The following is a 21,040-nucleotide window of genomic DNA, read 5'->3' as shown; positions in this document are numbered from 1 at the left end:
TTTTATAATTTAAATTATTAATGTAAAACTGTAAAATAAATAATTATTGTTTCTTTGTCCAGTCTTTCTTTATTTGGACAGAAAAAGCAGATTGAAAAAATCTTTTGCCTTTTTAATATTATAAGAAAGAATAATTAAAAAATGAATAAATCCTAAATGAATAATTTAACTCCTTTATTTGCTCTTATTGTATTTATAATTGCGTTTTCTACAGCTTATATAATTAATTTAAAATACAAAGTAAATAATTTGTCTTCAAGATATGAAACGGTTGATGGTCTTAGAGGATTTCTGGCAATTAGTGTATTTATTTCTCACGCAAGTTTATGGTATCAATATATTCACGAAAATCAATGGGCTTCTAAATCTTATTTGTATTCACAATTGGGCTCTACAAGCGTTGCTTTTTTTTTCATGATTTCAAGTTTTTTATTTATTTCAAAATTGTTAAATTCAAAAGAAAAAGGATTTGATTGGAGGTTATTCTTCGTTTCAAGATTTTTTAGATTAGCCCCAATGTATTATTTTTCTCTTACTATAATTGTGATAACTGTAATGATTATTAGTGATTGGAAATTGAAAACGGGAATGTTTCAGTTTTTACATGAGATGTTTTTGTTGGGGACTTTTACAGTTATCCGTGACACAAGTATTAATAATTTTGGATTAACTTATTTGATTAATGCTGGAGTAGTTTGGTCACTTCCTTTTGAGTGGTTATTTTATTTTAGTCTGCCTTTAATCTCACTAATAATTTTAAAGAAGAAACCGCCAGTTTTTTATTTGATAATAAGTCTTCTTTTTATCATTGGATATTTTTATGTAAATGCTATCCGTATTCCTTTTCTTCTTTCTTTTGTAGGAGGAGCTATAGCAGCACTTGTCGTAAAAAAGAAACTTCTTGAAAATAAAAACAGTACGCTTTTAAGTATTTTAATTTTAGTTTGTTTGGCTTTAATACCTCAATTTGAAAACTCCAATAATATATATTGTAAGCTTTTAATAACAATTGTTTTTATTTTAATAGCATCTGGAAATACACTATTTGGAATTTTGAATAGCTCAACATTAAAATTGTTGGGTGAGATTTCTTATAGTACATATCTAATTCACGGTATTATTCTTTTTCTTGTTTTTTATTTTGGATTTGGGCTTGAGAAAGCAAAAAACCTTTTGGCATCAGAATATTGTAAAGTTGTTTTTTTAATTACACCAATTATAGTAATTTTTAGTTTTCTGTGTTATAGAGGTATTGAAAAACCTTTTATGGAAATTTCAAAAAAAATCAATAACTAAATGTATTGATAAAACTAAAGTCTACTATTCTTAAAAGAACTGATGTCGCTTGTACAATAATACGTTTAAATTTTAATCACAAAACCACCATTAGGTTTGATTTTTGCACCATTTATTAAAACTTCCTTTTCTGATAAGGTGTTCCATCACCATCTTCGCAGTAATTTTTGAGACTTAAAAGAAACATTGCCCAGTTGTAATTGCACCATTGATAGAATTCGGTTAGGTCGCGCCAATCAAAATGTTTGAGAACAACTGATGTAACGCCATCTTTTTCAGTTAAATCAAACGAAATTTTTGTACCAACCCATTCCGGATCAGATTCTATACATTCCCATACTATTCTTTTATTAGGAGATAATTCTGTTATTTTCATTTTTGTGAGGTCATTATCTCCAAAATTAAATTCATTGATGAACCCCAATTCTGGCTTAACAATCAATTTCTCTGTCCAAAAAGCGCCAAGACCTTCTTCTGTTGTTAGTGCTTTAAAAACAGTGGAAATAGGGGATTTGATATAATTAATGTGCTCGATTTTTTCCATTTTATCCTGAGTTATAATTTGAAGCTATAGAGGTGATAAGTTTTAAGTTGTTGAAAGATAGGAGTTAAAAACGAAAAAGCAATAAAATTAGTTTTAATTAAAGAGGTATAAAACCAAAAAAACCTCTTCCGTTAAGAAGAGGTTTTTGTACCCGGAGCCGGAGTCGAACCGGCACGGTTTCCCACAGGTGTTTGAGACCAGCGCGTCTACCAATTCCGCCATCCGGGCTTAGCAGACGAAAAAACAATCAAATAAATCAATTGTTTTAACGCAATAGAATAAGTTAATTATGATGTCATAACTGTGCTTATTCCTTTAACACGGTGCAAATGTAAAAAATAAAATTAAAAATTCTAATAAAAATACTTAATTTTTTCCTTTCAGTGTCCAATAAATTTTCTAAATTTGCACCTCGTTAAAACGAAGCACACACAACTAACTACAAAACAACAAATTATAATGTCGCACCTAGAACCAGAAGCTAAAATTTTTGCTTGTTCACAAAGTGTTTATCTTGCAGAAAAAATTGCAGAACAATACGGAATTCCGTTAGGGAAAGTAACGATGTCAACGTATAGTGATGGAGAATTTCAACCATCTTACGAAGAATCAATAAGAGGATTACGCGTTTTTATCGTGTGTTCAACTTTTCCAACTGCCGATAATTTGATGGAATTGTTATTAATGATTGATGCAGCAAAACGCGCATCGGCAAGACATATTACAGCTGTTATGCCTTATTTTGGTTGGGCAAGACAGGATAGAAAAGACAAACCAAGAGTTCCGATTGGAGCAAAATTAGTAGCTAATTTATTAGATGCTGCCGGAGCGACAAGAGTAATGACAATGGATTTGCACGCAGATCAAATTCAGGGGTTTTTCGAAAAACCAGTAGATCATTTATTTGCATCTACAATCTTTTTACCATACGTAGAAAGTTTAAAATTAGAGAATCTAACAATTGCATCTCCGGATATGGGAGGTTCAAAAAGAGCATATGCTTACTCTAAGTTCTTGGAATCAGATGTAGTAATCTGTTACAAACAAAGAAAAGCAGCCAACGTTATCGATACTATGGAGCTAATTGGTGAAGTAAAAGGTCGTAACGTAATATTAGTAGACGACATGATCGATACTGGTGGTACATTAGCGAAAGCGGCAGATTTAATGATCGAAAAAGGAGCATTAAGCGTTAGAGCAATCTGTACACACGCTATTTTATCAGGTGGAGCTTACGAAAAAATTGAAAACTCAAAATTAAGCGAGTTAATAGTTACCGATTCTATTCCGTTAAAAAGAGAATCAAAGAAAATTAGAGTAGTGAGTTGTGCACCTCTTTTTGCTGAAGTTATGCACATGGTGCACCACAACAATTCCATTAGTGGAAAATTTATAATGTAGAAGCGGTAAGCTTTAGGTTTTAAGCTATAAGCATTGTTACTCATTTTAAAAGCCTAAGGTCTAGTGCCTAAAGCTTAAAGCAAATAGAATATTTATTAATAACTATATTTTTTTTACAATGAAATCGATTACAATTAAAGGATCAGAAAGAGAAAGCGTGGGCAAAGTGTCAACTAAAGCCTTACGTAATGCTGGAGCGGTTCCTTGCGTGTTATACGGAGGAAATCAGGCAGTACATTTCTCAGCGGACGCTGCGGCATTCAAAAACTTGGTTTACACTCCAAACGCTCACACAGTTGTGATCGAACTTGGAAAAGGAAAATCATTCAATGCAATTTTGCAAGACATTCAGGTTCACCCGGTATCTGACAAAATTTTACACATTGACTTCTTTCAATTATTTGATGACAAAGAAATCACTATGGAAGTTCCAGTAAAAATCGTTGGTACATCTAAAGGTGTTCTTGCTGGAGGTGTTTTACGTTTAAACACACGTAAATTAAAAGTTAAAGCTTTACCTAAAGATCTTCCTGATTTTGTTGAAGCTGACATTACTCCACTTGAAATGGGTAACAAATTATATGTTACTAAAGTTGGTTCTCCAGAGTACAAAGTTATGCACCCAGAGAACACAGTTGTTGCTCAAGTAAGAATTTCTCGTGCTGCTATGAAAGCTGCTCAAGAAGCTGCAAAAGCTGCAAAAGCTCCTGCAAAAGGAAAGAAAAAATAATTTTTTTCAAATCAATACAAAAGCCTCAATCGAAAGATTGGGGCTTTTTTTTTGCTTAAAAGGTTCTGAGTTGCTGAGGTACTAACGTTCTAAGTTTTCTAGATTGAACTAGATTGAAATTGTATAAGCTGTCAGACTGAGCGAAGTCGAAGTCCTTTTTTTTGGTTAGAATACATTCTCTCATTGTTAAATTTTTCGGGAGCAGAAACTTTATGTTTTCTCAAGACCAGACGTTCCTGCCATCCACTATATCTTTTCCTTGCTAAAGAAGCAAGAAAAAGGATGCCGCTTCTGTCAGGGCTAGTCAGAAGTTTAGTTTTTTTTAGAAAAAAGGTGCAAAGGTTCAGAGCGGCAAAGTTGCAAAGGCTTTTCCGCAAAAAGCGTAAAGAAAAAATCCGCGTAAATCCATTCAAATCTGCGTTATCCGCGTGCCATTATTTATAGTTAAAGCTGCACGAAAACCAAATTATCTAATTATCTAATTGCCACATTATCTAATTAATCATACTTTTGCAACCATGATAAAATGGATAACAAAACTGTTTTCATCAACACAAAAAGAAGAGAACATAGACAATATGAAGAAATATTTAATCGTAGGTTTAGGAAATATTGGTGCCGAATACGTAAATACAAGGCATAATATAGGATTTAAAGTCCTGGATTTTTTAGCCAGAAAAGAAGGGCTTTCATTTGAAACTGTAAAGCTTGGTGCTTTGGCAGAATACAAGTTTAAAGGAAGAAGCTTTTTTCTGCTTAAGCCAAACACTTATATGAATTTAAGCGGTAAAGCTGTAAAGTATTGGATGGACAAAGAAAACATTCCGTTAGAAAACATTTTGGTCATTACAGACGATTTAAACCTGTCCTTCGGAACTATTCGTATCAAGCCAAAAGGAAGTGACGGAGGTCATAACGGACTTAAAAATATCAATTTGGTTTTGAATACACAGCAATATACCCGTTTTAGATTTGGTATTAGCGATCAGTTCAAAAAAGGGCAACAAATTGATTACGTTTTGGGTGATTGGGATGAAGAAGAAAAAGCAAAATTACCGGAACGTTTAGAAGTTGCTTCAGAAATTATTAAATCTTTTGGAACAGCGGGATTAGAGAATACGATGACAAGCTTTAACGGAAAATAAAGATTTTCAAGTATTTAAGTTTTAAAAAGCCAAATTATCAGTTAATTAAATCGAATTATAACGAAATAGTATTTTCTATTCCAAAGTTAAATGTCTAAATTTGGGATAAATTATTATAAACCATAAAAATCCTTATATCATGGCTTTTGAATTACCACAATTACCTTATGCATATGATGCATTAGAACCACATATCGATGCACGTACAATGGAAATCCATTATACAAAACACCACAATGCATACACTACAAATCTAAACGCAGCTATCGCTGGAACAGATTTAGAGGGAAAAACAATCGAAAATATCTTAATCAACTTAGATAAATCAAACGCAGCAGTTCGTAACAATGGTGGAGGTTTTTACAACCACAATTTATTCTGGACTGTAATGTCTCCAAACGGTGGTGGATTACCAACTGGTGATTTATTAACTGCAATCGAAGCTTCTTTTGGAACTTTTGACGAGTTTAAAGCAAAATTTGCTAAAGCTGGAGCAACACAATTTGGTTCTGGATGGGCTTGGTTAACAGTTCAAAAAGGAGGAAAATTAGAAGTTGTAGGTACTCCAAATCAAGACAACCCATTAATGCCGGAAGTTGCTGGTAACGGTGGAACTCCAATCTTAGGGATGGATGTTTGGGAACACGCTTACTATTTAAACTACCAAAACAGAAGACCAGATTATATTGAAGCTTTCTTCAGTGTAATTAACTGGACAGAAGTTGCTAGAAGATTTGCTTTAGACAAGTAGTCGAAAATAGAGTAAAGATTATAGAATAAAGATTATAGAATAAAGATTATAGAATAAAGATTATACAAAAAAGACGAATGGCCTTGCGGTTATTCGTCTTTTTTTTGTTTCTATATTTTTTAGAATCTATTTTCTATCCTCTATTTTCTATATTCTCCGTTCTATCCTCTTTTCTCAACAATCTTTCTTCTATAATCGTTACTCTATTCTCTAGAAAAAAGAAAATAAAAAAGGCGGAATCTCTTCCACCTTTTTTGCCCCAAATCTACCATAAACTTAACCTACTAATGTTATGGTTCAGTAAATGTAAGACAGCTATTCTTATGAAAAAAACTTTTTAGATGAATGGTAAATATATCCGATGAAAGGAATGTATTTTCTTATTAATGGGTCTAATTTCTTGTGGTAGAAATACTTGACTTTATTCCAATAAAAAAGGTGGAATTGCTTCCACCCTTTTTGCCCCAAATCTACCATAAACTTAACCTACTAATGTTATGGTATTTCAAAAGTATTGTAGCTTTTCAATTTTACCAAACAATTAGGATGAACGGCAAAAAAAACCGATGAAATGCACAAATTAACCTTTTGTTAATATATTTTTAATACGCTCTAGCGTCTTTTCCTTCATAAAAATTCATAAAAGCTCTGTTTACAACACGATTTCCTCCAGGAGTTGGATAGTCACCTGTAAAGTACCAATCTCCAAGATTTTTCGGACATGCAATATGCAAATCTTCTACTTTTTGGAAAATGATTTTTACTTCAGCATTAATTTCCGGAGAGCTTAACATTTCGGCAATTTTATCTGAAACTTCTTCAGGAGTAAATTGATCGTAGATTGCAGTAACATAATTTACAACATCACTATCGATATAGTTTTCTTGTGCTTTACATTTTGCATAAACTTCATCAACAATATGGTATAAGTTTCTTTCTTTCAATAAAGCTAATGCTGCTCTAAAAGCTACAAGGCCTTCAAGTTTTGCCATATCAATTCCGTAGCAATCAGGGTAACGAATTTGTGGTGCCGATGAAACGATTACGATACGTTTAGGATTTAAACGATCCATCATTTTTATGATGCTCATTTTTAGCGTTGTACCACGAACAATACTGTCATCGATAATAACTAAGTTGTCAGTTGGTTTGATTACTCCGTAAGTTACATCATAAACGTGTGCGACAAGATCATCACGGCTACTATCCTCAGTAATAAAGGTTCTAAGTTTAGCATCTTTAATTGCAACTTTTTCTGTACGTATTTTTACAGCTAATAATTCCTGTAAAGTTTCGGCAGTAAGAGTGTTTCTGTTAGCTAAAATATAGTTGTTTTTTCTTTGATTTAAGAAATCCTGAGCAGCTTCAACTAAACCGTAAAATGAAGTTTCTGCCGTATTTGGAATATAAGAGAAAACGGTGTTATCTGTATCGCTGTCAATTGATTCAAGAACTGCGGGTAAAATTAATTTACCTAAGTCTTTACGTTCCTGATAAATTTCAGCATCACTTCCTCTAGAGAAATAGATTCTTTCAAAAGAACATGCTTTTTTAACTGTTGGTTCAAGGATTTGCTCCATTGTAACCTTTCCGCTTTTCTTGATAATCAAAGCGTTTCCTGGGTCAATTTCCTGAACACTTTCAAAAGGTACATTAAATACAGTCTGAATAACAGGTCTTTCAGAAGCTACAACAACTACTTCGTCATCTTGGTAAAAATAAGCTGGACGAATTCCTGCTGGATCTCTAAAAACAAAAGCATCACCATGACCAAGTAAACCAGCCATTGCATAACCTCCGTCTAAGTTTTTTGCAGAACGGGTTAATATTTTAGCAATATCTAATCTATCTGCGATTACCGGAGAAGCTTCTCTTTTGGAATAACCTTCGGCTTTACAATCCTGGTACAATTGCATAACTTCTTTGTCTAAGAAGTGACCAATTTTTTCCATAACTGTAACAGTATCCGCCATTTCTTTTGGATGTTGTCCAAGTTCAACCAGATTTTCGAAAAGTTCTTTAACATTCGTCATGTTAAAGTTTCCTGCCAAAATAAGGTTACGGTGCATCCAGTTACTTTGACGTAAAAATGGGTGTACACTTTCGATGCTGTTTTTTCCGAAAGTTCCGTAACGAACGTGACCTAAGAATAGTTCACCAACATACGGGATTTCTGATTTTATTTTTTGAACATCATCACCAATTTCAGGCTGAGCTTTTAATTCTTCACTAATTCGCTCATTGATTTGTTTAAAAACGTCTTGTATAGGCTGTGCGTGATTTGAACGAACTCTGCTTATGTAGCGTTGTCCTGGTTCAACATCAAGTTTAATGCTTGCAAAACCGGCACCATCCTGACCACGGTTGTGCTGCTTCTCCATCATTAGATACATTTTTTGTATCCCGTAAAAAGCAGTTCCGTATTTTTCTTTGTAATATTCAAGCGGTTTAAGAAGTCTAACTAAGGCTATACCACATTCGTGTTTTAAAGCGTCGCTCATTGTGTTTTGTATTTTGTGTTGTTGTAAGTTGTGTGTATTAACGTAATAAAAAAGCCCCGTTATTAGCGAGGCTTTCGGGCATTATATTTCTATGTCAAACTGAGTTAACGACTTAAATTGTTGTAATCGAATCGCTACTTCTGCTTTGCTTAAAGATTCCATCCTTTCGGTTCCAAATTTCTCCACACAAAATGAAGCCAAGTTAGATCCGTAAATAATTGCGTTTTTCATGTTGCCAAACGAAATGTTTTCGCTTTGCGCAATGAATCCTGAAAAACCACCTGCAAAAGTGTCTCCTGCTCCTGTTGGATCAAAAACATCTTCTAATGGTAAAGCCGGAGCAAAGAAAACTTCTCTGTTGTGGAATAAAAGCGCTCCATGTTCTCCTTTTTTGATCACCACATATTTTGGTCCCAATTCCTGGATTTTGTTTGCTGCTTTTACTAATGAATATTCTCCTGAAAGTTGTCTTGCTTCTTCGTCATTGATTGTGATAACGTCTACACGTTTAATTACGTCCAATAATTCAGGAAGAGCGCAATCCATCCAAAAGTTCATAGTGTCTAAAACTACTAATTTTGGTTTTTTCTCCATTTGATCCAAAACACTGCTTTGTACTAAAGGATGTAAGTTTCCTAACATCACAACATCAGCATCTTTATAGTTTTGAGGGACTTTTGGTTGAAAATCTGCCAAAACGTTTAATTCAGTTACAAGAGTGTCTCTTGAATTTAGATCGTTGTGGTATAAACCGCTCCAGAAAAAGGTTTTTCCGCCTTTTACAATTTCGATACCAGAGATATCAATATTTTTTGAAGTTAAAAGATCTAAATGTTCTTGTGGAAAATCGTCACCAACTACAGAAACGATGGCCGATTGTAAGTTAAAAAATGATGCTGATAAACCAATGTATGTTGCAGCACCACCTAATATTTTATCTGTTTTTCCGAAAGGAGTTTCAATCGCGTCGAAAGCAACCGTTCCAACAATCAATAATTTATTCATTTTATGAATTTCGAATTAGGGTGCAAAGATACTTCATAAGTTACAATATTGCAACGGTTTAGGTTCTCAAAATTTTCATAAAAAAAGAATATCGATTTCGGGGCTAAAACTATTGTAAATGAATGATTTGTATTTGATTGTTCAGAGTGCTTAAAATATGTTTTTTGGATTTAAAATACAATATTTATTTTTGAAAAAAGTACTGACGATTTTAATTAGATTTGTTTAAATCTGAAAATCTGATCATGAAGAAAATCCTAACCTTATTATTGTTGTTCTGTTTTTTGATTTCCTGCGAAAGAAAAGAACCAAACTTCTCTAAGGAAATGATTGAGATTTTAGCAGATAGGGGTGAAGTAAAAAATGATAGTGAAGCATTACCGCCTCCGCCAATATTTTTTTCAGATGTATATCTTCTGATAAACAGCAATGAATTTGTTCGTCTAAATGAGAATGAATTGTTTTTCTTTTACAAGAGGTATTATTCTAAAAAATTTAAATTCTTCAAAGGTTTTTTAACTGCAGTTTTGAATGATGGATTTATTATAGATGAAAGATTATTTAAAGACAATAATTATCCTAAGCGATTTAAATTAAATCCAAAAATCGAAAAGGTATATTCAGATTCAGGATTTAATGAATTTTTCAAAAAATATTCAAAAGAAACAGCATCAAAAAGATTGGCGCTTAATAGAGCGGCTATAAAAGACGACGAATATTTAACTATATTATATATTTTATTTAAAAACAGATACGATATAAGTTCTGATTGTTATCTAGGAATAGACTATATCAGAAAAAGAGAAGATTCTTTTAAATAAATCTACAACTGATACTTCTTGTCAAAATAATTCTTCAACACCCCAATCTGAATTAAAATCATAAACGGAACTATTAATAGCGCATACATTATATTCTTAGAAAAATGAATTCCAGAAAATAGAGCAGAAGCTTTATCCGAATATGCTTTGTCTATTCCGAAATTAGAAATGCCATTATTTGAATAAATTGAATAAGTAGTTAAAGCAATTAAACTTATGCCGATAAATATCCAGGTTGTTTTAGAAATTAAAGGCTTGTATGCTTTAATTTTGCTTTTCTCAGCCACTAAAACCTGAGACATTATTTTTGAAGTAAAGTCAATAGATGGTGATTCCAAAGTGTTTTCGGACATCATTTTATCAATAAGATTTTCTATGTTTTTATCGCTCTCTTTCATAACACGCTACTATTTCTGGTTCTAATTGCTTTTTCAAAATTACGGCTAATTTTTGTCGGCTCCTAAATAATTTAACTTTGACATTATTAGCATTAATACTCATGATTTTTCCGATTTCTTCTAAACTCTGATCTTCAAAATAAAATAAAGTCAGCAGGAAATTTTCTTCACTTGGTAATAAATTCAAACATTTCTGAATGGTTTGTTTTCGTTCTTTATCTTCCAGAGCACTCAAAGCATTGTCCATTGTTTTAATTAAATGTGCCGAAAAATCATCTATTGATATATTAAGGTCTTCTTTTTTGTTTTTTTTCAGATTATCTAAACAGGTATTGTAAGCTATTTTATAAATCCATGTCGAAAATTTAGAATCACCTTTAAACTTTTCCAAAGAATTGTAAACTTTGATAAAAGTATCTTGTGCAACTTCTTCGGCTTCTTCTTTGTTCTTGATCATTTTGAGTGCCAATGTATAGATCATATTTTTATAACGATCAACCAGCACGGCAAACGCATTGGTTTCTCCTTGTAAAATTTTATCGATATAATGTTGATCACTTATTGTACTCATATTATATAGGACGACAGTTACTCTGGTTAGGTTACAAGTATTTGAAAATAAATTTTATTTTTTTTAAATTTCAAATTCCAATCTATAATAGGTATAGATCTTTGTCAAAGTTTAAAACTTTGACAACGATTAACCACAATATTGTCATCTCGACACTAACTTTTTTTTAAATCTTAATAAAGTTTTAGCGATTTCTAAAATAATTTACAACTCAAAATTAACTGATATTCAGTGGTTTTGAAGGTTGGAGTTTAGAGATATTGAAATTTATTTTCAAATACTTGTAACCTGAATTTAAAAAGCCTCGTCATATGGAGTATCAATCAATTTAAAAACGTAAATGTTATGGACGACAAAATTTTAATTCCAATTAGTTTTTTCTTAATGATCTTCGGGATCGTTTATTTAATTTATTCAACTAGAAATAGAGAACGTTTAGCGCTTATAGAAAAAGGTGTTGATGCGAGTATCTTTATGCAGGGAAAAGGAAACGGCGCTCCAGCTTGGAAAATCTTTGTTGTAAATCTGGCATTCCTATTAATAGGAAGCGGTTTGGGAATTTTTCTTGCATTAGTGGTTACCACTTACACTTCTCTTAATGACGGAGCAGTCTATCCTTCACTTATATTCATCATGGCAGGTATAGGGCTTTTGACTGGATTTAAGACAGCAAAAGATTTAAAGGAATAAAGTAATAGTATTTTAGTAATTTAAAAACGCGTTTAAAGCAATTGTTTTAAACGCGTTTTTTGTTATTCTTTAGAACCTATGGTTTCGTAATAAACGTCTACAGAAAGTTTGGGCTGCATTGATGCCATAACGGCAAGCTGGTCACAGCGTTCGTTTTGCGGATGATTATTATGGCCTTTTATCCATTTAAAATCAACCTGATGTTTACGGTAAACAACTAAAAAGCGTTTCCATAAATCTGGGTTTTTTCTGCCAACGAATTTCTTTTTTTCCCAGCCTAGAACCCATTTTTTTTCAACAGAATCTACGACGTATTTAGAATCAGAAATTACAAGGACTTTCATGTTTGGATTTTTCAGCTTCTCTAAACCAACAATAACAGCCAAAAGCTCCATTCTATTATTGGTAGTTAATCGAAAACCTTCGTAGAATTCTTTTTTATGCGGTGTTCCTACCAATTCCATTACTACACCATAACCGCCATTTCCGGGATTTCCTTTTGCAGCGCCATCAGTATATATATGTACTTCGTGATTCATTTTAGACTTCTTAGATTTTAGATTGTTAGACTTCTTAGATTTTTGTTTTTGGACTTCCTAGATTTTTATATTCTGGACTTCTTAGATTTTAATTTCAAATAATAAAAATTTAAGAAGTCTTATGTCTAAGAAATCTAAAGTCTAATCCTCTAATAGTCTCGAGATAATTTCCGGAAAATACTTTTGTTCCAGTTCATGAATCTTTTCGGCCACTGTTTCTGCGGTATCTTCAGCTGTTAGGGCTGTATTTTTCTGGAAAATAATAGCGCCTTCATCATAATTTTCATTTACAAAATGAATAGAAATTCCGGTTTCTTTTTCTTTATTCTCAACTACGGCTCTGTGTATGTGCATTCCGTACATTCCTTTACCGCCATAATTTGGTAAAAGCGCCGGATGGATGTTTATTATTTTATTAGGATAATTCTCGATTATATTCTCTGGGAATTTCAATAAAAAACCAGCAAGAACTATCAGATCCGGGTCGATTTCTTGTATTTTTTGTAAGACGTTTCGTTCTAAAAGTTCGCTTTTTGAGAAGATTTCAACTGGAATTTGATGATTTTTTGCTCTTTCGATAACTTTTGCAGAAGCATTATTTGTAAAAACAGAAACGACTCTTGCAATTTTGCTTTTTTCAAAATGTTTTATGATGTTTTCAGCATTAGTTCCTGATCCTGAGGCAAAAACAATAATTTTTTTCATAATCGAATTTAGTTTGAGAATGCAAAAAACGGAATAAAAATCGAAAATAAATAGTATTAAAAAGTCTTTCTTGAAATTAATTTTATAAATTAGTGTTACATTTATAAACTAAATCGTGGTTTTAAAATAAAGTTTTTTATTTTTGCCAACAAATTAAATTCTAAAATTAAAGATTATGTCAGACATTGCATCAAGAGTAAAAGCGATTATCGTAGACAAATTAGGTGTTGACGAAAACGAAGTTGTAACAGAAGCAAGCTTCACTAATGATTTGGGAGCTGACTCATTAGACACTGTTGAGCTTATTATGGAATTCGAAAAAGAATTTGATATTCAAATTCCAGACGATCAAGCAGAAAACATTGCTACTGTTGGTCAAGCTATTTCTTATATCGAGGAAGCTAAAAAATAATAATACCGCACCCGATTTTTATATTGTATAAGTCGGGTGTTATTATTTTTTTAAATTAAAATTTCGATTGATTTTCAATCACAAAGATATATTTATATTGTAATGCCCATGGCTCTTAAGTAACTATACAGTTAAGAAAGCGTGGGTTTTATTTGTTTAAAGTACAAAATACATATTTTATGACGTTAAAGCGAGTTGTTGTAACAGGATTAGGTGCTCTTACTCCTATTGGGAATAATATCCAGGATTACTGGGACGCACTTGTGAATGGAGTAAGCGGAGCCGCTCCTATCACGTATTATGATACAGAAAAGCATAAAACGAAATTTGCCTGCGAAGTAAAAAACTTCAACATTGAAGATTACATGGATCGTAAGGAATCTCGTAGATTAGATAAATTCGCTCAATATGCTGTTGCTGCAAGTGATGAAGCTATCAAAGATGCCGGACTTACTAATGATAATATCGACAAAACAAGAGTTGGTGTTATTTGGGGAGCTGGAATTGGAGGTTTAGAAACTTTTCAGGAAGAAGTAATTTATTATGCTAAAGGTGACGGAACTCCTAAATTCAATCCGTTTTTTATTCCTAAAATGATTGCCGATATTGCACCAGCTCACATTTCGATGCGTAATGGTTATATGGGACCAAATTATACTACTGTTTCTGCATGTGCATCTTCTGCAAATGCTTTAATTGATGCTTTCAACTACATTCGTTTAGGAATGTGTGATGTTATCGTATCAGGTGGTTCAGAAGCAGCTATTACAATTGCAGGTATGGGAGGTTTTAATTCTATGCATGCTTTATCTACAAGAAACGATAGTCCGGAAACGGCTTCAAGACCTTTTGACGCTACCAGAGATGGTTTTGTATTAGGAGAAGGAGCAGGAGCTTTAGTTCTTGAAGAATACGAACATGCTAAAGCCAGAGGAGCAAAAATTTATTGCGAAATTGGTGGAGGCGGAATGTCATCAGATGCTTACCACTTAACTGCACCACATCCGGAAGGAATTGGAGTTATCGCAGTTATGAAAAACACATTGAGAGACGCCGGAATGAATCCTGAAGATGTTGATCATATCAATACACACGGAACTTCTACTCCGTTAGGAGATGTAGCCGAATTAAAAGCGATTAGTGCTGTTTTTGGTGAACATGCAAAAAACATCAATATCAACTCAACAAAATCAATGACTGGACACTTACTTGGTGCTGCAGGAGCTATTGAAGCTATTGCTTCTATCCTTGCAATGCAACACAGTCTTGTTCCGCCAACGATTAACCATACGGTTGTTGATGAAAATATTGATCCATCATTGAATCTTACCTTAAACAAACCTCAAAAAAGAGAAGTAAATGTTGCTATGAGTAACACTTTTGGTTTTGGTGGACACAATGCTTGTGTATTGTTTAAAAAATTAGTTGACTAATTTCTGTATATGAATTTTATCAAAAAAATATTTTCTAAATCCCGTTCTCTAGAAGACGGGATTTTTTTTGACACTATTCAGAAAATACTTGGGTTTGAGCCTGGAAAAATCGATTTTTATAAGAAAGCTTTTACGCATCGATCTTCGAATAAATTAGATGAATCCGGACACCCAATAAATTACGAACGATTAGAATTTTTGGGAGACGCTATGTTAAGTGCTGTAATAGCAGCACATTTATTTAATAAAGCACCAAATGGTGACGAAGGATATTTGACTAAAATGAGGTCAAAGATTGTGAGTCGCGAACATCTAAATGAGTTAGGTAAAGATTTAAATCTGGTTCGTTTTGTAGAAAGCAAAGTGCCAATTCAGCATTTTGGAGAAAATATTCATGGTAATATTTTTGAATCACTTATAGGTGCAATTTATTTAGACAAAGGATACTCATTTTGCGAAAGATTTATTCAAAAAAGAGTTGTTACTCCATACGTCGATATTGCACGACTAGAGGGGAAAGTTATTAGTTATAAAAGTTTAGTTATCGAATGGTGTCAGAAAGAAAAGAGAGTCTTTCACTATGACATTTTTGAAGATAACGGTATCGATGGTCAACGCTTATTTGGTGTTAAATTAAGTATAGACGATAAAGTAATCGCAAGAGCGCGTGCAACTTCAAAAAAGAAAGCAGAAGAGAAAGCATCACAAAGAGCTTATTTTGCATTTCAGGAAAAAATAGATAAGAAATAACAGCAAAATTGCTGTAACTTTCTTAATGCTATAACGTTTTCGTTTATAAATTAACAAAAACATACACATCATAACTATTGATGCTCCGATAGAAATAGTATATTTACACCTTGATTTTTCATGATATGGCTATTCATAGATTGGATTTAGACGAATTTGACGAAATTGATTATTATTTAATGGCAATTCATACTTCATTAGAAGATTATAGATTGGCTTATTTTATCAATAAAAACCTTCCGATAAACCTAAGTAAGAGCAAGAACGAGATCCACGCTCAAACAAAAGAAGGTGAGGCAAATTTTTCGAGATTCTATTATTATGATTCCGAAAAGGCAATTTCATGGAATTTAATTCAGAATAAAAATGAAATCATTTCTGTGAGTACGAATGATTTCCAAGATTTGTTTTCCAATGAGACAAGTGAGGTCTCCACAACAATTCATTTACTTCCTGAATTCAAAAAAGTGGATTTTTTCCTGAAAATAGAAAATAGTGAAGAGACTATTGATTTTTCAGAAATTCAACAACAACTAAATACCATAGAGAGTATTGCAGCAATTTATGTTGTGGATACGAACAAAATAAAATCAAAAAACAATCTAATTTTTTAAAAAAAATGTTAACAAACAAGAAAACCAAAATTGTTGCTACACTTGGGCCTGCATGTAGTACGAGAGAGATTATCAAGGATATGATCGATGCAGGTGTTAATGTGTTTAGAGTCAATTTTTCGCATGCTGATTACGAAGGTGTAAAGGACAAAATTAATATTATTAGAGGTCTAAACGAAGAGTTTGGTTATACAACAGCAATCCTTGGAGATTTGCAAGGACCAAAACTTAGAGTTGGTGTAATGGAAGAAGGAACAGTAGTACATGATGGTGATACTATCACTTTTACAACTGCTGAAGATATTATTGGAACAGCTCAAAAAGTGTTCATGAAATATCAAAATTTCCCAAATGATGTTAACCCTGGAGAGCGTATTTTACTTGATGATGGTAAATTGATTTTCGAAATTCTTTCTACAGATAAAAAAACAGAAGTTGTTGCTAAAGTAATTCAAGGTGGAGAGTTAAAATCTAAAAAAGGAGTTAACTTACCAAATACTAAAATTTCTTTACCGGCTTTAACTGAAAAAGATATTGCTGATGCAATTTTTGCAATTGAGCAAAAAGTAGACTGGATCGCACTTTCGTTTGTAAAAACACCACGTGATTTACAAGATCTACAAGAATTGATCGCTAAACATTCAGAATATAAAATTCCAATTGTTGCAAAAATTGAAATGCCGGAAGCTCTTGAGAACATGGACAAAATTGTAGCATATTGTGACGCTTTAATGGTTGCTCGTGGAGATTTAGGAGTTGAACTTCCTGCGCATGAAGTACCATTGGTTCAAAAAGATTTGATCCGCAGAGCAAAAACAGCTAGAATTCCTGTTATCGTTGCAACACAAATGATGGAGACAATGATTACTAGTTTAACTCCAACAAGAGCTGAAGTAAACGACGTTGCAAACTCTGTAATGGATGGTGCTGATGCTGTAATGTTATCTGGAGAAACTGCTACAGGAAATTATCCGGTACAAGTAATTCAAAAAATGACTCAAATTTGTGAGGCTGTTGAGGATTCTGAGTTAATTCACGTTCCACAAAATACACCACAAATTAAAACAAAACGTTTTATTACTAAAACAGTTTGTCATCAGGCAGCTTTATTAGCAAATGAAATCAAAGCTAAAGCAATTTGTACTTTAACAAATAGTGGTTACACGGCTTTTCAAATTTCAGCTTGGAGACCATCTGCACATATTTTAGTGTTTACTTCAAACAAAAGAATCTTAACACAATTGAATTTATTATGGGGAGTAAAATCATACTTCTATGATAAAGACGAAAGTACAGATGATACTGTAACTGATGTTAACGAAATTGCAAGAGAAAAAGGATATGTTGTAAAAGGTGATTATTTGATTAACCTTGCAGCAATGCCAATTAAAGATAAAGGAATGGTTAACACCATGAGAGTTTCTGAAATAGAGTAATTTTCTTTTAAAATTATACAAAAGCCATTCGATACCGAATGGCTTTTTTTATGCTCAAAAATTTATTTTAGACTAAGATTTGCGATTTCTTTTGAGTTGTTCAAAAAAGTAATTTTTAAAATAGAATTTATAAATCATTATAAAAGATTCTTTTTATAGAGAATTTTTTCCTCTCCTTTTCCATTTTTAGAATTTATTTCTTGCTTCATAACTTCCTTATTATTTCATGTTTCATTTTGCAAAATGAAACGTCATCAAATGAAAAAGGCATTTTTCATGTTTCATTTTATAAAATGAAACAATGTCAAGCCGTATAAATGCTATTGTTCGTTTTTTTATTAGCTATTTTTGAGATAGTTAATAAAAAGTTAAGAAAATTCCTGTTCCAAATTAGCCTCAAAAAAAATAAAAAAATCTGGAACGAACCAAATTTATTTCTCTTTACAAAAATTTATGCGTAGTATTTTTCCTATATTTGAGCAAATAAGAATTAATAACAAATTTTTAGTACCATGAAACAAAGTAAATTTAAAATTGGAATTCGAAACTCGATGATGCTATTTGCATTAGCTTGTTTTTCAATCACACAAGCACAAAATACTAAAAAACCCAATGTTCTGATAATTTGGGGAGATGATATTGGTATAAGTAACATTAGTGCTTATAGTAGTGGTTTAATGGGGTATACAACTCCTAATATTGACCGAATTGGAGCTGAAGGGGAACGTTTTTTACAATATTATGGAGAACAAAGTTGTACAGCTGGTCGCGCCGCATTAGTAACAGGACAGCACGGAATCAGAACTGGTTTGACTAAAGTGGGCTATCCTGGTGCTCCAATGGGTATGAGCCAATTAGATCCTTCTATTGGAGGAATCATGAAAAGCCTGGGTTATGCTACGGGTCAATTTGGAAAAAACCATCTTGGTGACCGAAATGAAAACCTGCCAACAGTAAATGGTTTTGATGAATTTTTTGGAAACCTATATCACTTAAACGCAGAAGAGGAGCCAGAATTGCCTGATTATCCTAAAGATCCTGCTTATTTAGCTAAATATGGACCAAGAGGTGTTTTAAAATGTACTGCAACCAGTACAGATGATGCAACTGTTGATCCTCGTTTTGGAAAAATTGGAAAACAAAAAATTGAAGATACCGGAGCGCTTACTAAAAAAAGAATGGAAACAGTTGATGATGAAACATCAGCAGCAGCCATAGATTTTATTAAGAGACAAACTGCTGCAGGTAAACCATTTTTTTGCTGGTGGAACGGAACTCGTATGCACTTGCGTACTCACGTAAGAGCAGAAAATCGTGGTAAATATAAACATGGTGATAGCGAATACAATGATGGTATGATCGAACATGACATTACTGTTGGAACCTTGTTAAAAGCGCTAGATGATCTGGGAATTGCAGACAATACTATTGTAGTTTATTCTACAGATAACGGACCTCATATGAACACATGGCCTGATGCTGCTATGACACCTTTCAGATCTGAGAAAAACACAAACTGGGAAGGTGCTTTCCGTGTTCCTTGTTTAGTACGTTGGCCAGGTGTAATCAAACCAGGGCAAGTATCAAACGAATTAATGTCTCATAACGATTGGATGCCAACTTTGGCTTCAATTGCAGGAGAACCGGATTTAACTAAAAAATTACTAACTGGATATAAAGCAAATGGTAATACTTATAAAGTTCATTTAGATGGTTTTGATCAATCTGATTTGTTGCGTGGTAAGTCAGAAAGTAAAAGAGATAAATTCTTTTATTCTGATGATGACGGACTTTTAGTTGGTTTGCGTGAAGGCGATTATAAATATGTTTTTGCAGAACAGCGTTTAGAAGGTACGTTAGGAGTTTGGGCAGAGCCTTTTACAAAATTAAGATTGCAGAAAATATTCAATCTTTATCAGGATCCTTATGAAAGAGCAGATATAACATCAAATACTTTTTGGGATTGGCAATTGAACCATATAGGTCAGATTTATGGTGTAATTGGAGATGTTGTGACCTTTGCAGAAACCTTTAAAGATTATCCTCCTCGTTCTATTCCGCCAAGTTTCTCTCCTTATACTATTATGGATGAAACACTTGCGCAAATTAAGGCAAATAAATTTGTAGAGAAAAATGTTTTACCTAAAGTGAAAGAAGAGGTTGAAGCAGCCAAAAAGAAAAAATAAAAAAATATAGTAACCAAAATAGAACTTGAGTTTACCCTAATTCAAGTTCTATTTCCCTTAAAAAAATCAATATCATGTATAAAAGAGTATATATATTGCCCCTATTTTTATTTTTGCTGATCTCGTGCAAAAAATCTGAAAACGTTACTACAACTACTGATCCTAAAGATAGTGCAGCAACAGTTGCAACCAGCGGTGATCCGTTACCAAGCTGGAACGACGGAGCATTGAAAAAAGACATTATTGATTATGTTACTAAAGTAACAAAAGAAGGAACTCCTGATTTTATTCCGGTTGAGGATAGAATTGCCACATTTGATAATGATGGAACACTTTGGGCTGAGAAGCCTTATGTTCAGGAATTATTTGCTTTTTACAGAGTAAAAAAAATGGTTGAAGCAAATCCTGCTTTAGCTCAAAAACAACCTTTTAAAGCTGTAGTAGAAAAAGATAAAACCTTTTTTGAAAAAGGCGGAGACAAAGCTCTTATAGAATTAGTAGCTGCAACTCATACCGGTTTAACCGAAGACGAGTTTGAAGCCAATACTAAAGAGTTTTTTGCAGGTGCCAAATATCCGGGCAAAGATGTTCCTTTAAAACAAATAAGATATCAACCGCAACTTGAATTATTAAATTATTTGAGAGCAAATGGGTTCAAAACATATATTGTAACCGGCGGAACAATTGAATTAGTTCGTGCAATATCATCTGATTTTTATGGTATACCAAAGGATCAAGTGGTAGGAACTTCATTCAAATATAAATACGATGCCGATAAAAATACCATTCAAAGAGAGCCTGCTTTAGATCATTTTAATGATAAAGAAGGTAAACCTGTTGGTATACAGTTGCATATTGGTCAAAGACCTGTATTTGCATGCGGAAACGAAGGAGGAGCTGGAGATCTTGCCATGCTTAAATATTCTCAGGGTAGTAAATATCCATCTTTTCAATTGATTGTGAACCATAATGATTCCATCAGAGAATATAGTTATCAGGAAAAGGATAATTTATCACTAAATACAGCTGCTAAAAACAAGTATCATGTAGTTAGTATGAAAGACGACTGGAAAAAAGTATTTCCGGATAAATAATTAAAAGCTAATAAAAAT

General features: G+C 32.8%; 21 protein-coding genes and 1 tRNA gene. 14 read left to right on the top strand and 8 right to left on the bottom strand.

Annotated elements, in window-relative coordinates; genetic code table 11:
- The first annotated feature begins 156 nt into the window (after nt 1-156).
- Nucleotides 157-1,296 (top strand): acyltransferase, encoded by a 1,140-nt coding sequence (locus C8C83_RS08515; RefSeq protein ID WP_132011725.1) that lies wholly within the window; start codon nt 157-159, stop codon nt 1,294-1,296.
- Nucleotides 1,297-1,411: 115 nt separating this feature from the next.
- On the opposite strand, the gene C8C83_RS08510 is transcribed toward C8C83_RS08515, so the two are convergent.
- Nucleotides 1,412-1,840 (bottom strand): SRPBCC domain-containing protein, encoded by a 429-nt coding sequence (locus C8C83_RS08510; RefSeq protein ID WP_121327797.1) that lies wholly within the window; start codon nt 1,838-1,840, stop codon nt 1,412-1,414.
- 148 nt (nt 1,841-1,988) lie between these two features.
- Nucleotides 1,989-2,068, bottom strand: a tRNA-Leu gene (locus C8C83_RS08505).
- Nucleotides 2,069-2,299: 231 nt separating this feature from the next.
- On the opposite strand from C8C83_RS08505, the gene C8C83_RS08500 reads away from it, so the two are divergent.
- The 4 genes from C8C83_RS08500 (at nt 2,300) to C8C83_RS08485 (ending at nt 5,867) form a co-directional block, all read left to right on the top strand.
- Nucleotides 2,300-3,241 (top strand): ribose-phosphate pyrophosphokinase, encoded by a 942-nt coding sequence (locus tag C8C83_RS08500; protein ID WP_121327795.1) that lies wholly within the window; start codon nt 2,300-2,302, stop codon nt 3,239-3,241.
- Between the two features lie 118 nt (nt 3,242-3,359).
- Nucleotides 3,360-3,971: a 50S ribosomal protein L25/general stress protein Ctc gene (locus C8C83_RS08495; protein WP_121327793.1), complete on the top strand. Its 612-nt coding sequence runs from the start codon at nt 3,360-3,362 to the stop codon at nt 3,969-3,971.
- Between the two features lie 518 nt (nt 3,972-4,489).
- Complete coding sequence (gene pth, locus C8C83_RS08490) at nt 4,490-5,116, top strand: aminoacyl-tRNA hydrolase (protein ID WP_121327791.1); 627 nt, start codon at nt 4,490-4,492, stop codon at nt 5,114-5,116.
- Nucleotides 5,117-5,255: 139 nt separating this feature from the next.
- A complete protein-coding gene (locus tag C8C83_RS08485) occupies nt 5,256-5,867 on the top strand; it encodes a superoxide dismutase (protein ID WP_121327789.1) in 612 nt (203 codons plus the stop codon).
- A gap of 602 nt (nt 5,868-6,469) precedes the next feature.
- Here the strand turns inward: C8C83_RS08485 and C8C83_RS08480 are convergent.
- On the bottom strand, nt 6,470-8,368 hold the full coding sequence (locus C8C83_RS08480) for an amidophosphoribosyltransferase (RefSeq protein WP_121327787.1): 1,899 nt from the start codon (nt 8,366-8,368) through the stop codon (nt 6,470-6,472).
- Between the two features lie 81 nt (nt 8,369-8,449).
- Nucleotides 8,450-9,373, bottom strand: a complete 924-nt coding sequence (locus C8C83_RS08475; RefSeq protein WP_121327785.1) for a PfkB family carbohydrate kinase — start codon at nt 9,371-9,373, stop codon at nt 8,450-8,452.
- 326 nt (nt 9,374-9,699) lie between these two features.
- On the opposite strand from C8C83_RS08475, the gene C8C83_RS08470 reads away from it, so the two are divergent.
- The gene (locus C8C83_RS08470) at nt 9,700-10,194 is read left to right on the top strand and encodes a hypothetical protein (protein ID WP_132011724.1); all 495 of its coding nucleotides are present in this window, start codon (nt 9,700-9,702) and stop codon (nt 10,192-10,194) included.
- A gap of 2 nt (nt 10,195-10,196) precedes the next feature.
- Here the strand turns inward: C8C83_RS08470 and C8C83_RS08465 are convergent, their stop codons facing one another.
- A complete protein-coding gene (locus tag C8C83_RS08465) occupies nt 10,197-10,592 on the bottom strand; it encodes a hypothetical protein (protein ID WP_121327781.1) in 396 nt (131 codons plus the stop codon).
- The gene (locus C8C83_RS08460; RefSeq protein WP_121327779.1) at nt 10,576-11,163 is read right to left on the bottom strand and encodes a sigma-70 family RNA polymerase sigma factor; all 588 of its coding nucleotides are present in this window, start codon (nt 11,161-11,163) and stop codon (nt 10,576-10,578) included. Before C8C83_RS08460 ends, C8C83_RS08465 begins: the two co-directional genes overlap by 17 nt.
- Before the next feature lie 345 nt (nt 11,164-11,508).
- Between C8C83_RS08460 and C8C83_RS08455 the strand changes: the two genes are divergently transcribed.
- Complete coding sequence (locus C8C83_RS08455) at nt 11,509-11,853, top strand: DUF6249 domain-containing protein (RefSeq protein ID WP_121327777.1); 345 nt, start codon at nt 11,509-11,511, stop codon at nt 11,851-11,853.
- Between the two features lie 62 nt (nt 11,854-11,915).
- Here C8C83_RS08455 and rnhA read toward each other — a convergent pair whose 3' ends face one another.
- Complete coding sequence (rnhA, locus tag C8C83_RS08450) at nt 11,916-12,392, bottom strand: ribonuclease HI (RefSeq protein WP_121327775.1); 477 nt, start codon at nt 12,390-12,392, stop codon at nt 11,916-11,918.
- Between the two features lie 141 nt (nt 12,393-12,533).
- Entirely contained in the window at nt 12,534-13,097 is a 564-nt protein-coding gene (gene purN, locus C8C83_RS08445; RefSeq protein WP_121327773.1) for a phosphoribosylglycinamide formyltransferase, read from the bottom strand.
- Nucleotides 13,098-13,272: 175 nt separating this feature from the next.
- Between purN and C8C83_RS08440 the strand changes: the two genes are divergently transcribed.
- The 7 genes from C8C83_RS08440 (at nt 13,273) to C8C83_RS08410 (ending at nt 21,022) form a co-directional block, all read left to right on the top strand.
- On the top strand, nt 13,273-13,509 hold the full coding sequence (locus C8C83_RS08440; RefSeq protein WP_007137004.1) for an acyl carrier protein: 237 nt from the start codon (nt 13,273-13,275) through the stop codon (nt 13,507-13,509).
- A 179-nt stretch (nt 13,510-13,688) separates the two neighbouring features.
- Nucleotides 13,689-14,942: a beta-ketoacyl-ACP synthase II gene (gene fabF, locus C8C83_RS08435; RefSeq protein WP_121327771.1), complete on the top strand. Its 1,254-nt coding sequence runs from the start codon at nt 13,689-13,691 to the stop codon at nt 14,940-14,942.
- 9 nt (nt 14,943-14,951) lie between these two features.
- Nucleotides 14,952-15,692: a ribonuclease III gene (gene rnc / locus C8C83_RS08430; protein WP_121327769.1), complete on the top strand. Its 741-nt coding sequence runs from the start codon at nt 14,952-14,954 to the stop codon at nt 15,690-15,692.
- A gap of 125 nt (nt 15,693-15,817) precedes the next feature.
- A complete protein-coding gene (locus tag C8C83_RS08425) occupies nt 15,818-16,306 on the top strand; it encodes an IPExxxVDY family protein (RefSeq protein WP_121327767.1) in 489 nt (162 codons plus the stop codon).
- Nucleotides 16,307-16,311: 5 nt separating this feature from the next.
- Nucleotides 16,312-17,742 (top strand): pyruvate kinase, encoded by a 1,431-nt coding sequence (gene pyk / locus C8C83_RS08420; protein ID WP_121327765.1) that lies wholly within the window; start codon nt 16,312-16,314, stop codon nt 17,740-17,742.
- Nucleotides 17,743-18,254: 512 nt separating this feature from the next.
- Nucleotides 18,255-19,928 (top strand): arylsulfatase, encoded by a 1,674-nt coding sequence (locus C8C83_RS08415; protein WP_121327763.1) that lies wholly within the window; start codon nt 18,255-18,257, stop codon nt 19,926-19,928.
- 74 nt (nt 19,929-20,002) lie between these two features.
- The gene (locus C8C83_RS08410) at nt 20,003-21,022 is read left to right on the top strand and encodes an HAD family hydrolase (protein WP_121327761.1); all 1,020 of its coding nucleotides are present in this window, start codon (nt 20,003-20,005) and stop codon (nt 21,020-21,022) included.
- The last annotated feature ends 18 nt before the right edge of the window (nt 21,023-21,040 follow it).

Origin of the sequence: Flavobacterium sp. 90 (genome assembly GCF_004339525.1) — a bacterium.
Lineage (GTDB): Bacteria > Bacteroidota > Bacteroidia > Flavobacteriales > Flavobacteriaceae > Flavobacterium.
This window is presented reverse-complemented; position numbering and strand designations above follow the sequence as displayed.

What these genes read in the sequence shown, in the direction of transcription:
- fabF (WP_121327771.1), top strand. Translation starts at nt 13,689, where the DNA reads ATGACGTTAAAGCGAGTTGTTGTAACAGGATTAGGTGCTCTTACTCCT.
- pyk (WP_121327765.1), top strand. Translation starts at nt 16,312, where the DNA reads ATGTTAACAAACAAGAAAACCAAAATTGTTGCTACACTTGGGCCTGCA.
- C8C83_RS08500 (WP_121327795.1), top strand. Translation starts at nt 2,300, where the DNA reads ATGTCGCACCTAGAACCAGAAGCTAAAATTTTTGCTTGTTCACAAAGT.
- C8C83_RS08470 (WP_132011724.1), top strand. Translation starts at nt 9,700, where the DNA reads ATGATTGAGATTTTAGCAGATAGGGGTGAAGTAAAAAATGATAGTGAA.
- C8C83_RS08495 (WP_121327793.1), top strand. Translation starts at nt 3,360, where the DNA reads ATGAAATCGATTACAATTAAAGGATCAGAAAGAGAAAGCGTGGGCAAA.
- rnhA (WP_121327775.1), bottom strand. Translation starts at nt 12,392, where the DNA reads ATGAATCACGAAGTACATATATATACTGATGGCGCTGCAAAAGGAAAT.
- C8C83_RS08425 (WP_121327767.1), top strand. Translation starts at nt 15,818, where the DNA reads ATGGCTATTCATAGATTGGATTTAGACGAATTTGACGAAATTGATTAT.
- C8C83_RS08410 (WP_121327761.1), top strand. Translation starts at nt 20,003, where the DNA reads ATGTATAAAAGAGTATATATATTGCCCCTATTTTTATTTTTGCTGATC.
- C8C83_RS08480 (WP_121327787.1), bottom strand. Translation starts at nt 8,368, where the DNA reads ATGAGCGACGCTTTAAAACACGAATGTGGTATAGCCTTAGTTAGACTT.
- C8C83_RS08440 (WP_007137004.1), top strand. Translation starts at nt 13,273, where the DNA reads ATGTCAGACATTGCATCAAGAGTAAAAGCGATTATCGTAGACAAATTA.
- C8C83_RS08455 (WP_121327777.1), top strand. Translation starts at nt 11,509, where the DNA reads ATGGACGACAAAATTTTAATTCCAATTAGTTTTTTCTTAATGATCTTC.
- C8C83_RS08510 (WP_121327797.1), bottom strand. Translation starts at nt 1,840, where the DNA reads ATGGAAAAAATCGAGCACATTAATTATATCAAATCCCCTATTTCCACT.
- C8C83_RS08415 (WP_121327763.1), top strand. Translation starts at nt 18,255, where the DNA reads ATGAAACAAAGTAAATTTAAAATTGGAATTCGAAACTCGATGATGCTA.
- C8C83_RS08475 (WP_121327785.1), bottom strand. Translation starts at nt 9,373, where the DNA reads ATGAATAAATTATTGATTGTTGGAACGGTTGCTTTCGACGCGATTGAA.
- C8C83_RS08465 (WP_121327781.1), bottom strand. Translation starts at nt 10,592, where the DNA reads ATGAAAGAGAGCGATAAAAACATAGAAAATCTTATTGATAAAATGATG.
- pth (WP_121327791.1), top strand. Translation starts at nt 4,490, where the DNA reads ATGATAAAATGGATAACAAAACTGTTTTCATCAACACAAAAAGAAGAG.
- rnc (WP_121327769.1), top strand. Translation starts at nt 14,952, where the DNA reads ATGAATTTTATCAAAAAAATATTTTCTAAATCCCGTTCTCTAGAAGAC.
- C8C83_RS08485 (WP_121327789.1), top strand. Translation starts at nt 5,256, where the DNA reads ATGGCTTTTGAATTACCACAATTACCTTATGCATATGATGCATTAGAA.
- C8C83_RS08460 (WP_121327779.1), bottom strand. Translation starts at nt 11,163, where the DNA reads ATGAGTACAATAAGTGATCAACATTATATCGATAAAATTTTACAAGGA.
- purN (WP_121327773.1), bottom strand. Translation starts at nt 13,097, where the DNA reads ATGAAAAAAATTATTGTTTTTGCCTCAGGATCAGGAACTAATGCTGAA.
- C8C83_RS08515 (WP_132011725.1), top strand. Translation starts at nt 157, where the DNA reads ATGAATAATTTAACTCCTTTATTTGCTCTTATTGTATTTATAATTGCG.